13 protein-coding genes are annotated in these 16155 nt (G+C 72.2%); 8 read left to right on the top strand and 5 right to left on the bottom strand.

Annotated elements, in window-relative coordinates:
- Window positions 1-1398, top strand: a 1398-nt coding sequence (gene guaB, locus VHW64_RS15925; RefSeq protein WP_329651558.1) for an IMP dehydrogenase, incomplete at its 5' end; no start/stop codon positions are given.
- Window positions 1399-1412: 14 nt separating this feature from the next.
- Here the strand turns inward: guaB and VHW64_RS15930 are convergent.
- The gene (locus VHW64_RS15930; RefSeq protein WP_329651559.1) at window positions 1413-1829 is read right to left on the bottom strand and encodes a pilus assembly protein CpaE; all 417 of its coding nucleotides are present in this window, start codon (window positions 1827-1829) and stop codon (window positions 1413-1415) included.
- A 53-nt stretch (window positions 1830-1882) separates the two neighbouring features.
- Here VHW64_RS15930 and VHW64_RS15935 point away from each other — a divergent pair, with 53 nt between their 5' ends.
- A complete protein-coding gene (locus VHW64_RS15935; RefSeq protein WP_329651560.1) occupies window positions 1883-2581 on the top strand; it encodes an MOSC domain-containing protein in 699 nt (232 codons plus the stop codon).
- On the opposite strand, the gene VHW64_RS15940 is transcribed toward VHW64_RS15935, so the two are convergent.
- Window positions 2565-4223 (bottom strand): CHAP domain-containing protein, encoded by a 1659-nt coding sequence (locus tag VHW64_RS15940; RefSeq protein ID WP_329651561.1) that lies wholly within the window; start codon window positions 4221-4223, stop codon window positions 2565-2567. The genes VHW64_RS15935 and VHW64_RS15940 overlap by 17 nt on opposite strands.
- A gap of 231 nt (window positions 4224-4454) precedes the next feature.
- On the opposite strand from VHW64_RS15940, the gene VHW64_RS15945 reads away from it, so the two are divergent.
- Window positions 4455-5561 (top strand): GuaB3 family IMP dehydrogenase-related protein, encoded by a 1107-nt coding sequence (locus VHW64_RS15945; protein ID WP_329651562.1) that lies wholly within the window; start codon window positions 4455-4457, stop codon window positions 5559-5561.
- A 143-nt stretch (window positions 5562-5704) separates the two neighbouring features.
- Window positions 5705-5995 carry a response regulator transcription factor gene (locus VHW64_RS15950; RefSeq protein ID WP_414690512.1) on the top strand — a complete coding sequence of 97 codons (291 nt, stop codon included), beginning with the start codon at window positions 5705-5707 and terminating at the stop codon, window positions 5993-5995.
- A gap of 40 nt (window positions 5996-6035) precedes the next feature.
- Here VHW64_RS15950 and VHW64_RS15955 read toward each other — a convergent pair whose 3' ends face one another.
- Together VHW64_RS15955 and VHW64_RS15960 are read right to left on the bottom strand one after the other, a co-directional pair.
- Window positions 6036-7322, bottom strand: a complete 1287-nt coding sequence (locus VHW64_RS15955) for a phosphotransferase (protein WP_329651563.1) — start codon at window positions 7320-7322, stop codon at window positions 6036-6038.
- Window positions 7323-7350: 28 nt separating this feature from the next.
- Complete coding sequence (locus tag VHW64_RS15960; RefSeq protein WP_329651564.1) at window positions 7351-8649, bottom strand: CapA family protein; 1299 nt, start codon at window positions 8647-8649, stop codon at window positions 7351-7353.
- Window positions 8650-8745: 96 nt separating this feature from the next.
- On the opposite strand from VHW64_RS15960, the gene VHW64_RS15965 reads away from it, so the two are divergent.
- From VHW64_RS15965 to guaA, 4 genes are all read left to right on the top strand, one after another.
- Window positions 8746-10434, top strand: coding sequence for a glycerol-3-phosphate dehydrogenase/oxidase (locus VHW64_RS15965; protein ID WP_329651569.1), 1689 nt, complete (start codon window positions 8746-8748; stop codon window positions 10432-10434).
- Window positions 10435-10776: 342 nt separating this feature from the next.
- Complete coding sequence (locus VHW64_RS15970; protein WP_329651565.1) at window positions 10777-12393, top strand: succinic semialdehyde dehydrogenase; 1617 nt, start codon at window positions 10777-10779, stop codon at window positions 12391-12393.
- Window positions 12394-12403: 10 nt separating this feature from the next.
- Entirely contained in the window at window positions 12404-14122 is a 1719-nt protein-coding gene (locus VHW64_RS15975; protein WP_329651566.1) for a GMC family oxidoreductase, read from the top strand.
- 208 nt (window positions 14123-14330) lie between these two features.
- Complete coding sequence (guaA, locus tag VHW64_RS15980) at window positions 14331-15908, top strand: glutamine-hydrolyzing GMP synthase (RefSeq protein ID WP_329651567.1); 1578 nt, start codon at window positions 14331-14333, stop codon at window positions 15906-15908.
- 5 nt (window positions 15909-15913) lie between these two features.
- Here guaA and VHW64_RS15985 read toward each other — a convergent pair.
- Window positions 15914-16155 (bottom strand): hypothetical protein (locus VHW64_RS15985; protein WP_329651568.1); only part of this gene is annotated, 242 nt, incomplete at its 5' end.

Below are 16155 nucleotides of genomic sequence, written 5' to 3' on the forward strand. Positions count from 1 at the left end.
CGGCTGACCCGCGAGCTGTCGCTGCGCGTGCCCCTGCTCTCCGCGGCGATGGACACCGTCACCGAGGCCCGCATGGCCATCGCGATGGCCCGTCAGGGTGGGCTCGGGGTGCTGCACCGCAACCTGTCGATCGAGGACCAGGCTCGCCAGGTCGACCTGGTCAAGCGCACCCAGACCGGGCTGATCCCCAACCCGGTGACCATCGGGCCCGACGCCACCCTGGAGCAGCTCGACGCGGTGTGCGGCGAGTACCGCATCTCCGGTTTGCCGGTCGTCGACAGCGACGAGCGACTGCTCGGCATCATCACCAACCGCGACCTGCGCTTCGTGCCCGTCGCCGACTGGGCCACGACCAAGGTGGACGAGGTGATGACCCACCTGCCGCTCATCACGGCGCCGGTGGGCATCAACCACGAAGACGCGACCGCGATCCTGCGTCAGCACAAGCGCGAGCGGTTGCCGCTCGTCGATGAGCGCGGGCGGCTGGCCGGGCTGATCACGGTCAAGGACTTCGTGAAGTCCGAGCAGTTCCCCGACGCGTCCAAGGACTCGCACGGCCGGCTCATGGTCGGCGCCGCGATCGGCTACTTCGGCGACGCCTGGCAGCGCGCGACCACCCTCGTCGAGGCCGGGGTCGACGTGCTCGTGGCCGACACCGCTCACGGTCACGTCCGGATGCTGTTGGAGATGGTCGAGCGGCTCAAGGCCGACCCGGCCACCCGCCACGTCCAAGTGATCGGCGGCAACGTCGCCACCCGCGACGGGGCGCAGGCCTTCGTCGACGCCGGCGCCGACGCCGTCAAGGTCGGTGTGGGCCCGGGATCGATCTGTACGACGCGCGTGGTCACCGGGGTCGGCGTACCCCAGATCAGCGCCGTCCACGCCGCCTCCCTCGCGGCCACGCCCGCGGGCGTCCCGGTGATCGCCGACGGCGGGCTGAAGCACTCCGGTGAGATCGCCAAGGCGATCGTCGCGGGCGCCGAGTCGGTGATGGTCGGCTCGCTGCTGGCGGGCTGCGAGGAGTCGCCGGGCGACCTCGTCTTCGTCAACGGCAAGCAGTACAAGTCCTACCGCGGCATGGGCTCGCTCGGCGCGATGTCGAGCCGCGGCAAGAAGTCCTACTCCAAGGACCGCTACTTCCAGGCCGAGGTCGCCAGCGACGACAAGATCGTCCCCGAGGGGATCGAGGGGCAGGTGGCCTACCGCGGCCCGCTGTCGGCCGTGGCCCACCAGCTGCTCGGCGGGCTGAGCCAGTCGATGTTCTACGTCGGGGCGCGCAGCATCGCCGAGCTGCGGGAGAAGGGCCGCTTCGTGCGGATCACCCAGGCCTCGCTCGCCGAGTCGCACCCCCACGACGTGCAGATGACCGTCGAGGCGCCCAACTACACCGGCCGCTAGGCAGGCCGCTGCGGCTACCGCATCGAGCGGAGCAGCTCGAGGGCAGCCCGCCCGTAGGCCCTCGCGACGTCGACGTCGACGAACCGGCACTCGGTGTCGCCGATCAGCATCGACACGGCGTAGCCGGGCGTCTCGCCGGGCAGGTGCTCCAGGCCGATGAAGGCCTCACCGAGCAGCTCCCGGAGCTGCTCCTCGCGCGGGAGCCAGAGCGCCTCGGAGGCGGCGAGCATGTCCATCGCCCACTCCGTGGTGCCGTTGAAGGCGAGCAGCTTCTTGTCGAACGCCATGGTGCGGGTCTCGATCACCATGTCGCTGATCACGAACTCCAGGGCGTCCAGTCCCTTGTCCGGAATGACGAACCAGTCGCCCTTGGCCGGCGTCCAGCCCAGGCCGGCGCTGCGCAGCTCCGCGGCCAGCTCTCGGGAGATCACCGCCCCAGTGTCCTCGGCATCTCGCGGGAGGCGGCGGCGCTAGGGTCGGCGGCGTGTCCCCGCTCGTGCTCCAGGAGATCCGGCGCTACCCGGTCAAGGCCATGGGTGGAGAGTCGCTGGAGTCCGTCGAGCTCGACGTCCGGGGGCTGGCCGGCGACCGGGCGTACGCCGTGGTGGACGGCGACGGGAGGCTCGCGTCCGGCAAGCACTCACGCCGCTTCCGGCGTCGCGACCAGGTCTTCGAGTTCGCCTCGCGGTCGGCGGCTGGCGGCGTCCGGGTCAGCGGACGCGGGCACGACTGGCCGGTGCCGAGCGCCGAGCTCGACGGCTTCCTGAGCGAGGCGATGGGCGACGACGTGCGCGTGCTGCCCGAGACCTCGACGCCGTACTTCGACGCCGGCGCGGTCTCGTTGGTCGGCACGGCGTCTCTGGCATGGTGCCGCGAGCACCTCGACGTCGACGCCGACCGGCGGCGCATCCGGCCCAACCTGGTGGTCGAGACCGACGAGGCGTTCGTCGAGGAGTCCTGGACAGGTCAGGTCGCGGTGGGGGCGGCCCGGCTGAGGCCGGTGCAGCGGATCGAGCGCTGCCGGATGATCGACATCGCCCAGGAGGGCCTGCCCGGCGACGGCCGCTGGCTCAAGGCGTTGACCCTGGACCGCGAGATGTCGCTCGGCGTCTACCTCGACGTCGTCCGACCCGGCCGGATCGCCGTCGGCGACCAGGTCGATCCTGCTACAGGAACCGGCTGACCGTCCGGCCGCCGGCGTGCGGGCCGTGCGCGACCGGAGGTCCCCACTGGACCAGCGGACGGCGCCAGACGAGGTGTCCACGAGCGTCGCCCGCGCCGACCAGGACGCCATCGACGGTCGAGGCGAGGACCGGGCTGGCGGTCTCCGAGGGAACCACATGAGGCACCCCGCGGCCGCGCCGCCACCGCTGCCCGTGGTCGGGAAGCCAGCGGACGGCCAGCGCGCCGGAGGTGTCGACGGCGGCCAGCCAGGTGCGTCCGCTGTCGTCGCTGCTCAGGGCCGGCGAGGAGTAGGGCGACCACGATCCGGGGATCCGGTCGCCGTTCGACCAGCCGCGGTCTCCCGGCCGCGAGGAGCGCACGGTCAGCCGGCCACGGTCGCCCACGCTGGCCAGCCAGAGCCGGCCGTCGGGGCCGTCGACGAGAGCCGGGGTCGAGGTCACCGACCAGGAGTGCCGGTCGACGGCCCGGAACCCGGACCAGCGCCGGCCCGAGGCCGAGGCATGCTGCACGAGGAGTCGGCCGGCGTGGGTGACGGCGGCCAGCCAGAGCCGGCCGTGCACGTCGGTGGCCACGGTGGGCGCTGCCTGGGTCGACCACGAGCCCCTGCGTCCGAGGCGGCGGACGGGGCTCATCCGGTCGGACCGGGCCCCTGCCGTGTGCCGCTCGAGCAGGGTCCCGTGCGGGCCGACCGCGAGCAGGCGCACCCCGCCGATGCCGTACGGCGCGAGGACGGGCGAGGAGGTCTGCGAGCCGGCAAGGGCTGACCGCGGACGGCTGAAGACCGGGCGCGAGACGCCGGTGTGCGTCGTCCGGACGCGGCCGTCCGTGCCGACTCCCGCGATCCAGACGCGGCCCTGGCCGTCGGTCAGGATCGCCGGCGCCGCGGTGGTGGTCCAGACGCCCTTGGCGCCGAGCCGGGTCGAGTGGCCCGAGGGACGGCGGACGACGAGGTCGCCGGCGGCGGTCGTGTGCGCCGACCACGAGCCGTCGTGGGCGTCGGTGGCGGCAACCGCGGACCGGGTGGAGCCGAGTCCGGCGGCCGGGGCCAGGTCGCGCAGGTGCAGGTAGGTGAACGTCGAGGTGGGCACGGTGCGCACGTCGTACGCCCCGGCGACCTCGTAGTTGTACTCCTCGACGGTGACGGTGCCGTCGCCGACCGCCTCGACCCAGGCGACATGTCCCTTGGCGCCGTGGTCGGTCTGCGCCACGGCCCCCACGGCGGGGACACCGTCGACGAGGTAGCCGAGCTCGCTGGCGGCGCGGTCCCAGTGCGCGGCGTTGCCCCAGTGGACGCCGCCGAAGTGGTTCTCGAAGTCCGCGAGGCCGTTGGTCATCCGGAGCCGCCAGGCGACGAAGCTGGTGCAGTTGCGCAGGGCGAAGCCCCACGGGTCGCCGAAGCTGCCGTTGTAGAACCAGATGTGCTTGGCGCACGCGCGCGGAGTCGGCTTGCCCGGCTTGCCCTGACCGGGCTGACCCGGGTGCGTCTGCTTCGGAGTGTGCGGCTTCCCGGGCCCGTTCTGCGTGCCCTGGCCGTTCTGGGTGCCGGGCGGCTTCGGCGGCTTCGGCGGCTTCGGAACGAGGGGGCACTTGCCCAGGCCGGCATAGGGGTAGTCGTCACCGTCGGCGTACGACGACGACATCGGCACAAGGCACGCCAGACTCACCACGACGGCCCCGAGTAGGCCTCCGACGAGTCGGCGGCCGTGCCGACTCCCATAGGGGAGTGGCATTGGAGGCTCCGTTCTCAGTGGCGACTCCAAGGTGACATGCAGCAGGCGCACCCGCAGGAGAACACCGGAGCCTTTACCCGACCCGGAGTGTGAGCCCGACGACACCACCGGAGCCCGAGCCGGCGCCGATACGCTGAGCGCGTGATCGACATCGAGATCGGGCGCTCCAAGCGCGGACGCCGGGCCTACTCCTTCGACGACATCGCGATCGTCCCGAGCCGGCGCACGCGCGACCCCGAAGAGGTCAGCGTCGCCTGGCAGATCGACGCCTACCGCTTCGAGCTGCCGATCGTGGCCGCCCCGATGGACTCGGTGATGTCGCCCGAGACCGCCATCGCGCTCGGCCGGCACGGCGGTCTGGGCGTGCTGAACCTCGAGGGCCTGTGGACCCGGTTCGACGACCCCTCGGGAGTGCTGGCCGAGATCGGCGAGCTGGACGCGGCCACGGCGGTCCGCAGGATGCAGCAGATGTACGCCGAGCCGGTCAAGGCCGAGCTGATCACCGCCCGCCTGCACCAGATGCGCGAAGCGGGGGTGACCGTGGCCGGCTCGCTCAGTCCTCAGCGCACCAAGGAGTTCGCCAAGGCCGTCGTCGACGCCGGGGTCGACATGTTCGTGATCCGGGGCACGACGGTCAGTGCCGAGCACGTCAGCGCGCAGTCCGAGCCGCTGAACCTCAAGGAGTTCATCTACGAGCTGGACGTCCCGGTGATCGTCGGCGGCTGCGCGACGTACCAGGCCGCCCTGCATCTGATGCGCACGGGCGCGGCGGGAGTGCTGGTCGGCTTCGGGGGCGGGGCTGCGCACACGACCCGCACCGTCCTCGGCGTGGCGGTGCCGATGGCCAGTGCGGTGGCCGACGTCGCGGGCGCGCGCCGTGACTACCTCGACGAGTCGGGCGGTCGCTACGTCCACGTCATCGCGGACGGCTCGATCGGGCGCAGCGGCGACATCGCCAAGGCGATCGCGTGCGGTGCCGACGCGGTGATGATCGGCTCGCCGTTCGCCCGGGCGAGCGACGCGCCCGGGCGCGGCTTCCACTGGGGTGCCGAGGCGCATCACGCCGAGCTGCCGCGGGGCGAGCGCGTCGCGATCGGCTCGGTGGGCACCCTGGCGGAGATCCTGTTCGGGCCCTCGCGGGTCGCCGACGGCACGATGAACCTGATCGGCGCCCTGCGCCGGGCCATGGCCACGACCGGCTACACCGAGCTCAAGGAGTTCCAGCGCATCGAGGTCGTCGTCTCCTGAATACTCCGGCGGTCCCGGTCGGGCATGTACGTGGGAGCGCTCTGCCTCCTCCTAGCGAATGAGACCGGCCGCCGCTGCCGGGGCCGTGCGCGTGACCGCTCGGGAGAGCGCCGCGACGGGCAGCGGTCAACCAGGGAGATGCGATGACCATTGCCGCACACGCGCCACGGATGGTGACCACCGACTGGGGATGGGCACCGCCGCCTGCCCCCCGTGCCCTGCCTGACGAGCTCAGGCACCTCACGGATCGCGAGCTCACCGTCCTGCTCGCGATGGCGACCGGCGCGACCAACGCCGAGATCGCCGCCGAGCTGTTCGTCTCCGTCGCCACCGTGAAGACGCACGTGGCGAGGATCCTGGCCAAGCTCGGCCTGCGCGACCGCACGCAGGCGGTCGTGTTCGCCTACGAGTCGCGCCTGGTCACCCCCCACTGACCCGCGAGGTGGGAGGAGTGGCGTGCCTCGCGGGAGTTTGCTACGGCGCCGCGTTGACGTCGAGCCGGTCGACGAGGTCGTGAAGCCGGGTGGCGCCGGTGGGCTGGTCGCCGGTCCTCGGCTCCCACCGGACGTCGTACCACGGGTCCAGGCGGTACCAGTCCAGGGCGCGGAGAAGCTCCTCGTCGCTCACCCCATACGACGTCGCGACCGCCTCCGCGACCGGCTCCGGTGCGCCGTAGAGAGGCCAGGCGAGGTCGATGGCGGGGTCGCCCACGCCGGCTCGCGCCCAGTCCACGACCCCGGCGAGGCCACCCGGCCCGATCACGAGGTGTCTCGGGGCGAGCTCCCCGTGCACCAGGCCGGCGGGGGCTCGCACCGCGACGCGGCGCAGCAGGTCCTGAGCGCGTGTCTGATGAGTCTCCGGCAGCAGCGGCAGGACGACGTGGAACATCCGCTCGAGGTCGCGGAGCAGACGCGCCCGGGTGGCGGTCTCGTCGGGGATCCCCGTGCCGGCGTACGCCGAGACGGGCACGTCGTGCAGCGCCCTCAGGAACCCTCCGAGGCGACGCCCGTCCTCGGTCGTGAGGTCCGCGGTGGCGGCCGTCGCGCCCGGTAGCCAGTGGTGCCGCACCCGCAGCGGCTCCTCGTCCAGGAGGATCGTGTCGGGGACCTCGAGCGGCACCAGCGGCGCCAGCAGGGGGAGCAGCGACGCCTCCGCCACCAGGCCCGTGCCGACGCCCCGGAACCGCGGCACCCGGTCGAGCCAGCGTCCCTCGACCAGCGTGGTCAGGCTGCGTCGGCCCTGGTACGGCTCGCCGTGATCGGCCGCACGCTCCCTGACCCAGTCGCCGAAGAGCGCGCGGGTGTCGGGCATGAACGGGACCTCCGCATCCGACAGTCCGTCGAGGAGGCGCTCGAGACTCAGCCACGCGCCGTACGCCACCTCCTCCGGCTGGGGGGTGATCTCACCGTCCCAGGTCGTGAGGTAGCGGAAGGCGTGGTAGCGGGTGCTCTGGTCGGCGTAGTCGGCCTCGCCCAGGGTCACCAGCTCGCTGGTGACGCCGAGCTCCTCGGCCAGCTCACGGCGGGCGCCCTCCAGGGGGTCCTCGCCGTCCAGGACGACGCCCCCGGCGGTGAAGTCCCAGTAGGCCGGGTAGACGTCCTTGATCGGTGTGCGCCGGTGCACGTAGACGCGCCCGTAGGAGTCGCGGACGAGGATCCCGGTGGCGGCGTGGCGGAGGTTCTGGGCGCGCATCTGCGACCGAGGGGCGCTCCCGTCGGGACGTCCCCCGTCGTCGTAGAGTGCGACGACCTCTTCGTCCACGGGGTCCATGTAACCGCAAGGACGAGCCTCAGTTCTCGACAAGCCCCGGACTCGTGTCGCCGTGCGGGTTCAGCCCGTTGACCGCGAGCCGGGTCATCTGGAGCGCCTCCAGCAGGCGCGCGCGGTCGCCGACGCCGTGGCGCAGGGCGCTGCGGACCCGCAGCACGCGGATCGGATGGCCGGGGGAGTACTCGTTCCACCATGTCGGGATGTACGCCGCGCGGGTCACCGAGAAGCTGCCGGCCGCGTCCTGGCTGAACGTGAAGCGCACGCTGATGCCCTCGTAGGCGCGGGGGTAGGCAGGGTCGCTCTGGGCCACCATGTTGCCCATGCCGTAGACGACCCACTTGCCGTTCACCTTGGTGATCGGCTGGACGACGTGGGCGTGCTCGGCGAACACCAGGTCGATGTAGGGACTCGCGGCCAGCCGTCGTACCAGCGCGACCTGCTCGGGGTTGGGGAGGCGGGAGTACTCCGTGCCGCCGTGGTACTGCACGAGCACGATGTCGGCGCCGGCCTCCTTGGCCGCCTTGGCCTGCGCGATCAGGTTGCGCGCGTCCCACATCGACACCGCCCAGCGCTGATCGGGAGGCAGCGTGAACCCGTTGAGCGAGTACGTGCCGCCGATGATCGCGACCTTGATCCCTTGCGAGGTCGTCAGGACCACCGGACGGCGTCGCTCGGCCTCGGTGCGGAAGGTGCCGACGTAGCGCACGCCGGCCCGCTTGAGCAGCGTGTCGGTGTGGATGAGCCCGCTCACGCCTTGGTCGATGCTGTGGTTGGAGTCGGTGGTGCAGGCGTCCCACCCCATCGAGGCGATCCAGGGCGCGACCTCCGGTGGCGCGGCGAACACCGGGTAGCTGGACAGGTGCGCGTCGTCGGTGGCGAGGGGCACCTCCTCGTGGCAGATGGCGATGTCGGCGTTCTCCACCAGCGGCTTCACCGCCGCGAGCATCGGGTCGAAGTCGAAGCGCTCGTGCAGACCGCGGTCGACGGCGTCCTCGTGCGCGCTCTCCCAGACGGTGTCGTGCCAGAGCAGGTCGCCGCTCATGACCACGGTGACCTTGCGCGAGCCGTCGGGCGTGGCCGGTGTCGTGGCCGTTGTCGGCGTCGTCGGGGTGGCGCCGTCCGTGGGCTGCGTCGCTCCGCTCACCGAGGGCCTCACCAGGGGCGGCTCGGGCGAGGGCGTGTCCGAGCGGCCGGCATGGCCCGGGATCGTCGGTCCGGCGCGCTCGCTGCGGATCTCACCGGACTGGAGCGCATACGCGGCGGTCAGGGACACGGTCATCAGCAGACCCAGGACTCCGACCCGCGCGAGACGGCGCACCATGCCCCCCTGGCTTCTTGAGAGGATCGTCTCGTGTCTGCCCCGTCGAGCGCCCTGTCCCCTCGTGCCCGTGACGGCGCGATCGGCGAACTTAGCATGACGGCCACCGAAGGCCCAGTGGACGTCCTCATCGTGGGCGGGGGCGTCGTCGGCACCGGGGCGGCCCTCGACGCCGTCTCACGCGGCCTGTCGGTGGGGCTGCTGGAGCAGCGCGACCTGGCCAGCGGGACGTCGTCGCGGTCCAGCAAGCTGGTGCACGGCGGGCTGCGGTATCTGGAGATGTTCGACTTCGGGCTCGTCCGCGAGGCGCTGGAGGAGCGGGGGCTGCTGCTGACCCGGCTGGCGCCCCACCTCGTCCGGCCGGTGCCGTTCCTCTACCCGCTGCACCGCACCGTCGAGCGGCCCTACGTGGGCGCCGGGCTGGCGCTGTACGACGTACTCGCCATGGCCGGCAAGTACGAGATGGGCCTGCCCAAGCACAAGCACCTCTTCCGCAGGCAGGTGGCCCGGATCGCCCCGGACCTGCGCACCGACGACCTGAGCGGTGCGGTGCGCTACTACGACTGCCAGGTGGACGACGCACGCCTGGTCGTGACGCTGGCCCGCACCGCCGCCCACCACGGGGCGCTGGTCGCGACCCGCACCCGGGTCACCGGCTTCCTGCGGGGGGAGTCACGCGTGGTGGGGGTCCGCGCCACTGACCTGGAGTCGGGCCAGGAGCTGGAGATCCACGCCCGCGCGGTCGTCAACGCGACCGGCGTCTGGACCGACGACGTGGAGGGCCTGTTGGGCGGCACCCCGACGCTCAACGTCGAGGCCAGCAAGGGGATCCACCTGGTCGTGCCACGCGACCGGATCCGCTCCGAGTGCGGCTTCATCACCAAGACCGAGAAGTCGGTGCTCTTCGTGATCCCCTGGGGTCGGCACTGGATCATCGGCACCACCGACACCGCCTGGGACCTCGACCTCGCCCACCCGGCCGCGTCACGCACCGACATCGACTACCTCCTGCACCACGTCAACACGATGCTCAAGGTGCCGCTGGACCACGACGACGTCGAGGGCGTCTACGCCGGGCTCCGGCCGCTGCTCGCGGGCAAGCCGGGCCGTGGCGTGGGGTCTGGTGGCGAGGGCGAGGCGCGGTCGGCGACCACCAAGGTCTCCCGTGAGCACACCGTGGTCAGCCCTGCGCCCGGCCTGGTCCTGATCGCCGGCGGCAAGCTCACGACGTACCGGGTGATGGCGCGCGACGCGGTCGACGTGGCGGTGCGGGGATGGGCCGGGGTCGCGCCCTCGCAGACCGAACGGGTGCCGCTCCTCGGAGCCGAGGGCTTCCTCACCCGCACCAACCAGCGGGTTGCCCTGAGCCGACGCTCGGGGCTCGAGGTGGGCCGGATCGACCATCTGCTCGGGAGGTACGGCGGGCTGCTCGACGAGGTGCTGGCGCTGGTCGCGGCGCGTCCTGACCTCGGCGAGCCCCTGCCGGGAGCAGAGGACTACCTCTGCGCCGAGATCGTCTACGCCGTCAGCCACGAGGGCGCACGACACCTCGACGACGTGTTGGCCCGCCGTACCCGGATCTCCATCGAGACCTTCGACCGGGGCACGGTCGCGGTGACAGCGGCGGCCGACCTGATGGCCGCCGAGCTCGGCTGGGACGCCGCGCGGCGCGACGACGAGGTCGACCACTACCTGCGCCGGGTCGAGGCCGAGCGGCAGTCGCAGGAGAAGCTGACCGACCAGGAGGCCGACGAGGCCCGGGTCAGCGCCCCCGACATCGTCTGACCCCGACCCCTCACCTCCTGCTGCGGCGCTGCTGCAGCGTCGCAGCCAAATCCCCCGCTGAAGCGGGGGAGTTGGCACTTATTGGCCGCTGCAACCCCCAAGAAGTGTCAAGAGCCCCGCGTAAGCGGGGGTTCGTGTGACTGGTGTGACCAGCGCGAGGGGTGGGTGGGGCGGGAGCTTGGCATCAGCGAGGTGGCCACGGCGTACGGCGTGCGGCCGAGGGGGCCGCCGAGGCCCCTGCGACGGCGAGCGGCGGGTCTCTCAGCCCGCCTGCCGAGAGGTCCGTGTGGCATTGGTTACCGGGGGGTAGCCCAGGTGTCGCCGCCGACCTACGCTCGGGACATGAGCGACCGGAACCCGGCCACCGGACCCGTGGTGGAGGGCCCGCACGATCCCGAGCACGACCCGACCGCGTCGTACGCCCTGGATCGCGCGTACGTCGCCGACCTCACGCACCGCCTGGTGGCGACCTCCGGCCGCACCGAGGAGGTGCGCTCGCCGATCGGCGACCAACCGCTGGCCCACATCCCGCAGTCGACCGACGCCGACGTCGAGGAGGCGTTCCGGCGGGCTCGCGTGGCGCAGGGGTCCTGGGCGCGAACCCCGCTCGACGTCCGCGCCGACGCGCTGCTGCGGCTCCACGACCTGGTGCTCGACCGTCAGGCCGAGATCATCGACCTGATCTGTCTGGAGTCCGGGAAGGCTCGCAAGCACGCCTTCGACGAGCCGCTGCACATCGCGCTCACCGCCCGCTACTACGCGCGAACGGCGCACGAGCACCTCGACAGCCGGCGGGTCCGCGGCGTCTTCCCGCTGCTGACCCGGGTCGAGGTCAACCGCCTGCCCAAGGGCGTGGTCGGCGTGATCTCGCCGTGGAACTACCCCTTCACCATGGCGCTGTGCGACGGCCTGCCGGCCCTGCTCGCGGGCAACGCGGTGGTCGCCAAGCCCGACGCGCAGACCATCTTGTCCGGGCTGTTCGCCGCCGCGCTGCTGGAGGAGGCCGGCTTCCCCGCCGACCTGTGGCAGGTCGTGGCCGGGCCCGGTCCGGAGGTCGGCCCCGCGGTCGTACGGCGTGCCGACCACGTCTGCTTCACCGGGTCGACCGCCACGGGACGCCAGGTGGCCCAGGGCTGCGCGGAGCGCCTGATCGGCTGCTCGCTGGAGCTCGGCGGCAAGAACCCGATCCTGGTCCTGCGCGACGCCGACCTGGAGAGGGCCGCCGAGGGTGCCGTCCGCGCGGCGTTCTCGAACGCCGGTCAGCTGTGCGTCTCGATGGAGCGGATGTTCGTCGCCGACCAGGTCTACGACCGGTTCCTGGAGCGGTTCGTCGCGCGCACCGAGGCGATGACCCTGGGCGCGACCCTCGACTGGGGCAACGACATGGGGTCCCTGGTCAGCCGCCGGCAGCTCGAGGTCGTCACGGCGCACGTCGACGACGCCGTGGCCAAAGGCGCCCGCGTGCTCACCGGCGGGCGGCCGCGCCCCGACCTGGGCCCGTTCTTCTACGAGCCGACGATCCTCGAGGGGGTCACCCCGGACATGACCTGCTTCGGCCAGGAGACCTTCGGACCGGTCGTCTCGGCCTACCGCTTCCACGACGAGGCCGACGCCGTCGCCCGGGCGAACGACGGCGAGTACGGCCTGAACGCCTCGATCTACAGCCGCGACGGCGGCCGGGCGCGCTCGCTGGCGCGGCAGATCCGCTGCGGCACGGTCAACGTCAACGAGGCCTTCGCCGCGACGTTCGCCAGCATCGAGGCGCCGATGGGTGGCATGCGGTCCTCGGGCCTGGGTCGCCGGCAGGGCAGCGAAGGCGTGCTGCGCTTCACCGAGACCCAGTCGGTCGCCACCCAGCGGGTGACCCGGGTCGCCCCGGCCCACGGCCTGTCCGACCAGACCTGGGGCAAGGCGATGACCCTGAGCCTGCGCGCGCTGAAGAAGCTCGGCCGGGCCTGAGCACCCCGCCATGAGCTCTCACCGGATGGCCGACTACGACGTCCTCGTCGTCGGCTCGGGCTTCGGCGGATCCGTCTCGGCCCTGCGGCTGACCGAGAAGGGATACCGCGTCGCGGTGCTCGAGGCCGGGGCGCGGTTCGAGGACGGCGACTTCGCCGCGACGTCGTTCGACACCCGGCGCTACCTCTTTCGGCCGGAGGTCGGTTGCTACGGCATCCAGCGCATCGACGCGCTCAAGGACTGCCTGATCCTCTCCGGGGCCGGGGTGGGCGGCGGCTCGCTGGTCTACGCCAACACCCTCTACGAGCCCCTCGAGCAGTTCTACGACGACCCGTCCTGGCGCCAGATCACCGACTGGCGGGCCGAGCTCGCGCCGTACTACGACCAGGCGAAGCGGATGCTCGGGGTCGCGGTGAACCCGCGCACGACGCCGTCCGACGAGGTGATGAAGCAGGTCGCCGACGACCTCGGCGTCGGCGAGACCTTCCACCCCACGCCCGTCGGGGTCTTCTTCGGCGGCCCGGGGGAGCAGCCCTCCGACGCCGTGGCCGACCCCTACTTCGGTGGGGCCGGGCCCGACCGCAACCCGTGCCGCCACTGCGGGGAGTGCATGACCGGCTGCCGGCACAACGCCAAGAACACCCTGGTCAAGAACTACCTCCACCTCGCCGAGCGGGCCGGGGCGCGGATCCTGCCGCTGACCACGGTCACCCGGATCGTGCCGCGGGAGGGCGCCGGCTACGACGTCCACGTGAGGTACACCAAGGACAAGCTCCGTCGTGCGGGGTCGACCCGCGTCCTGACCGCCGACCAGGTGGTGCTCGCGGCGTCGGCGCTGGGGACCCAGCGGCTGCTGCACCGGATGAAGGACGAGGGGCACCTGCCGGGTCTCTCAGACCGGCTGGGCCATCTCTCACGCACCAACTCCGAGTCGATCCTGGGCGCGATCGCGACCGACGCCTCGACCGACTACAGCCAGGGGGTGGCGATCACCTCGTCGTTCCACCCCGACGAGCACACGCACGTCGAGCCGGTGCGCTACGGCAAGGGCAGCAACGCGATGTCCCTGCTCCAGACGGTGCTCACCGACGGCGACCTGGGGCCACGCTGGCGGACCTGGCTCGCCGAGCTGTGGCGGCAGAGGGGAACGGTGCTCGACCTCTACGACATGCGGCACTGGTCGGAGCGCACGGTGATCGCGCTGGTCATGCAGAGCCGCGACAACTCGATCACGGTCTTCACCAAGGCGGGCCGGCTCGGGCGCCGGGTCCTCACCTCGCGGCAGGGTCACGGGGAGCCCAACCCCACCTGGATCCCGGTTGCCAACACGGTGGCGCGGCGGATGGCCGAGATCATGGGCGGGACGCCGGGCGGCACGGTCGGCGAGCCCTTCGGCATGCCGCTGACCGCCCACTTCATCGGCGGGTGCACGATCGGCGACTCCGCCGAGACCGGCGTGGTCGATGCCTACCAACGCGTCTACGGCCACCCCGGTCTGCACGTCGCGGACGGGTCGGCGATCTCGGCGAACCTGGGCGTCAACCCCGCCCTGACCATCACCGCCCAGGCCGAGCGGGCGATGGCGTTGTGGCCCAACCACGGCGAGGCCGACCCGCGGCCCGCGCTCGGCACGCCGTACCGGCAGGTCTCGGCGGTCGCCCCGGCCCACCCCGCCGTCCCCGAGAGCGCACCGGCGGCCCTGCGACTGCCGATCGTCTCCGTCTCCTGACGGTCCTTCGAACGCTCAAGGTCGACCCGTAACCCGGCGGGCGGCCGCTCGTTGCCACGTGCAGGCCCGCACTTTCCGAACTCCCTCCCTTGGTGTGGGCCCTGCCCGGCTGTCGCCAGAACCGGCGGACGGGCCGCAGAGCCCGGCCGCACTCCCTGGCGTGCCGGGCTCTGCCGGGTCACCACCGGGGCGCCGATAGGCTGCGGGCATGTCGGAGCACGACACCCACGACCTGGTCCTCGTCGTCGACTTCGGGGCGCAGTACGCGCAGCTGATCGCACGGCGGGTCAGGGAGGCACGGGTCTACTCCGAGATCGTGCCGCACACGACCCCGGTCGCCGAGCTCCTGGCGCGCAAGCCGGCCGCGATCATCCTCTCCGGCGGCCCGTCGTCGGTGTACGCCGCGGGAGCCCCCGGGGTCGATGCCTCGGTCTTCACCGCGGGCGTCCCGGTCTTCGGGATGTGCTACGGCTTCCAGCTGATGGCCCAGGGCATGGGCGGCGCGGTGTCGCCGACGGGTGCGCGGGAGTTCGGCCGTACGCCGGTCAAGGTCGACCGCCCCGGGGCGCTGCTGGCCGACCTCCCGGCAGACCACTCGGTGTGGATGTCGCACGGCGACTCGGTGATCGCGGCGCCCCCCGGCTTCGACGTCCTCGCCTCGACGAAGGCGACCCCCGTCGCGGCGTTCGAGGACACCGGACGCCGCCTGGCCGGCGTCCAGTGGCACCCCGAGGTGCTCCACACCGAGCACGGCCAGCAGGTGCTCGAGCACTTCCTCCACGACATCGCCGGCTGCCGTCCGACCTGGACGATGGTCAACATCGTCGACGAGCAGGTCGCGCAGATCTGCGAGCAGATCGGAGCCGGCCGTGCCATCTGCGCGCTCTCGGGCGGTGTCGACTCGGCGGTGGCGGCCGCGATCGTGCAGCGCGCCATCGGCGAGCGGCTCACCTGCGTCTACGTCGACCACGGGATGATGCGGTCGGGAGAGACCGAGCAGGTACGCCGAGACTTCGAGGCGGTCTTCGACTCCCTCGACGTGGTCGACGCCAGTGAGCAGTTCCTCGGCGCGCTGGAGGGCATCCACGACCCGGAGGAGAAGCGGAAGATCATCGGCCGCGAGTTCATCCGCACCTTCGAGTCCGCCGAGGTGCGGGTCTTCGCGGACCTGCCGAGCGGAGAGGCCGGCGGCGAGACGGCGTACCTCGTGCAGGGGACCCTGTATCCCGACGTCGTCGAGTCAGGCGGGGGAGCCGGCACGTCCACCATCAAGTCCCACCACAACGTCGGCGGTCTGCCCGACGACCTGCGGTTCGAGCTGGTCGAGCCGCTACGTGCCCTGTTCAAGGACGAGGTCCGCCAGGTCGGCGAGCAGCTCGGGCTGCCGCCCACGATGGTCTGGCGCCAGCCGTTCCCGGGGCCGGGGCTCGGGATCCGGATCATCGGCGAGGTCACGCGAGAGCGGCTCGACATCCTGCGCGCGGCCGACCTGATCGCCCGCGAGGAGCTGACCGCGGCGGGGCTCGACCGCGACATCTGGCAGTTCCCCGTGGTCCTGCTGGCCGACGTCCGCTCCGTCGGCGTCCAGGGAGACGGCCGCACCTACGGACATCCCGTCGTCCTGCGACCGGTCACCTCCGAGGACGCGATGACCGCCGACTGGGCGCGCCTGCCCTACGACCTGCTGGAGAAGATCTCCACCCGCATCACCAACGAGGTCGCCGAGGTCAACCGCGTCACCCTCGACATCACCTCGAAGCCCCCGGGGACCATCGAGTGGGAGTGAGCCACTCAGCGTGAGCCGGGTGGCGACTCTGCGCTTCCGCGCCCCTGCCAGTCCATGAGGTGAAGAGCCGTGGCCGTGACCACACCGAAGGCGGCATGGGGCAGCGCATCGGCCAGCCAGTCGGTGGGTGACCAGCTGCGCGGGTCGGTGACGTCCAAGACGGCCATGGGGGCATTGCCACCGGTCATCGCCAGGACTGCCGCCAGCGGGGCGCCGAGACGCCATGAGGGGTGCCATCGCGCCGACA

The sequence above is a fragment of the Nocardioides sp. genome (assembly GCF_036267815.1).
In the GTDB taxonomy this organism is placed as follows: domain Bacteria; phylum Actinomycetota; class Actinomycetes; order Propionibacteriales; family Nocardioidaceae; genus Nocardioides.

Coding starts and splice junctions, on each gene's coding strand:
- VHW64_RS15940 (WP_329651561.1), bottom strand. CDS start 4,223: ATGTCGTCGTCGTACGCCGACGGTGACGACTACCCCTATGCCGGCCTG.
- VHW64_RS15970 (WP_329651565.1), top strand. CDS start 10,777: ATGAGCGACCGGAACCCGGCCACCGGACCCGTGGTGGAGGGCCCGCAC.
- VHW64_RS15950 (WP_414690512.1), top strand. CDS start 5,705: ATGACCATTGCCGCACACGCGCCACGGATGGTGACCACCGACTGGGGA.
- VHW64_RS15975 (WP_329651566.1), top strand. CDS start 12,404: ATGAGCTCTCACCGGATGGCCGACTACGACGTCCTCGTCGTCGGCTCG.
- guaA (WP_329651567.1), top strand. CDS start 14,331: ATGTCGGAGCACGACACCCACGACCTGGTCCTCGTCGTCGACTTCGGG.
- VHW64_RS15965 (WP_329651569.1), top strand. CDS start 8,746: ATGACGGCCACCGAAGGCCCAGTGGACGTCCTCATCGTGGGCGGGGGC.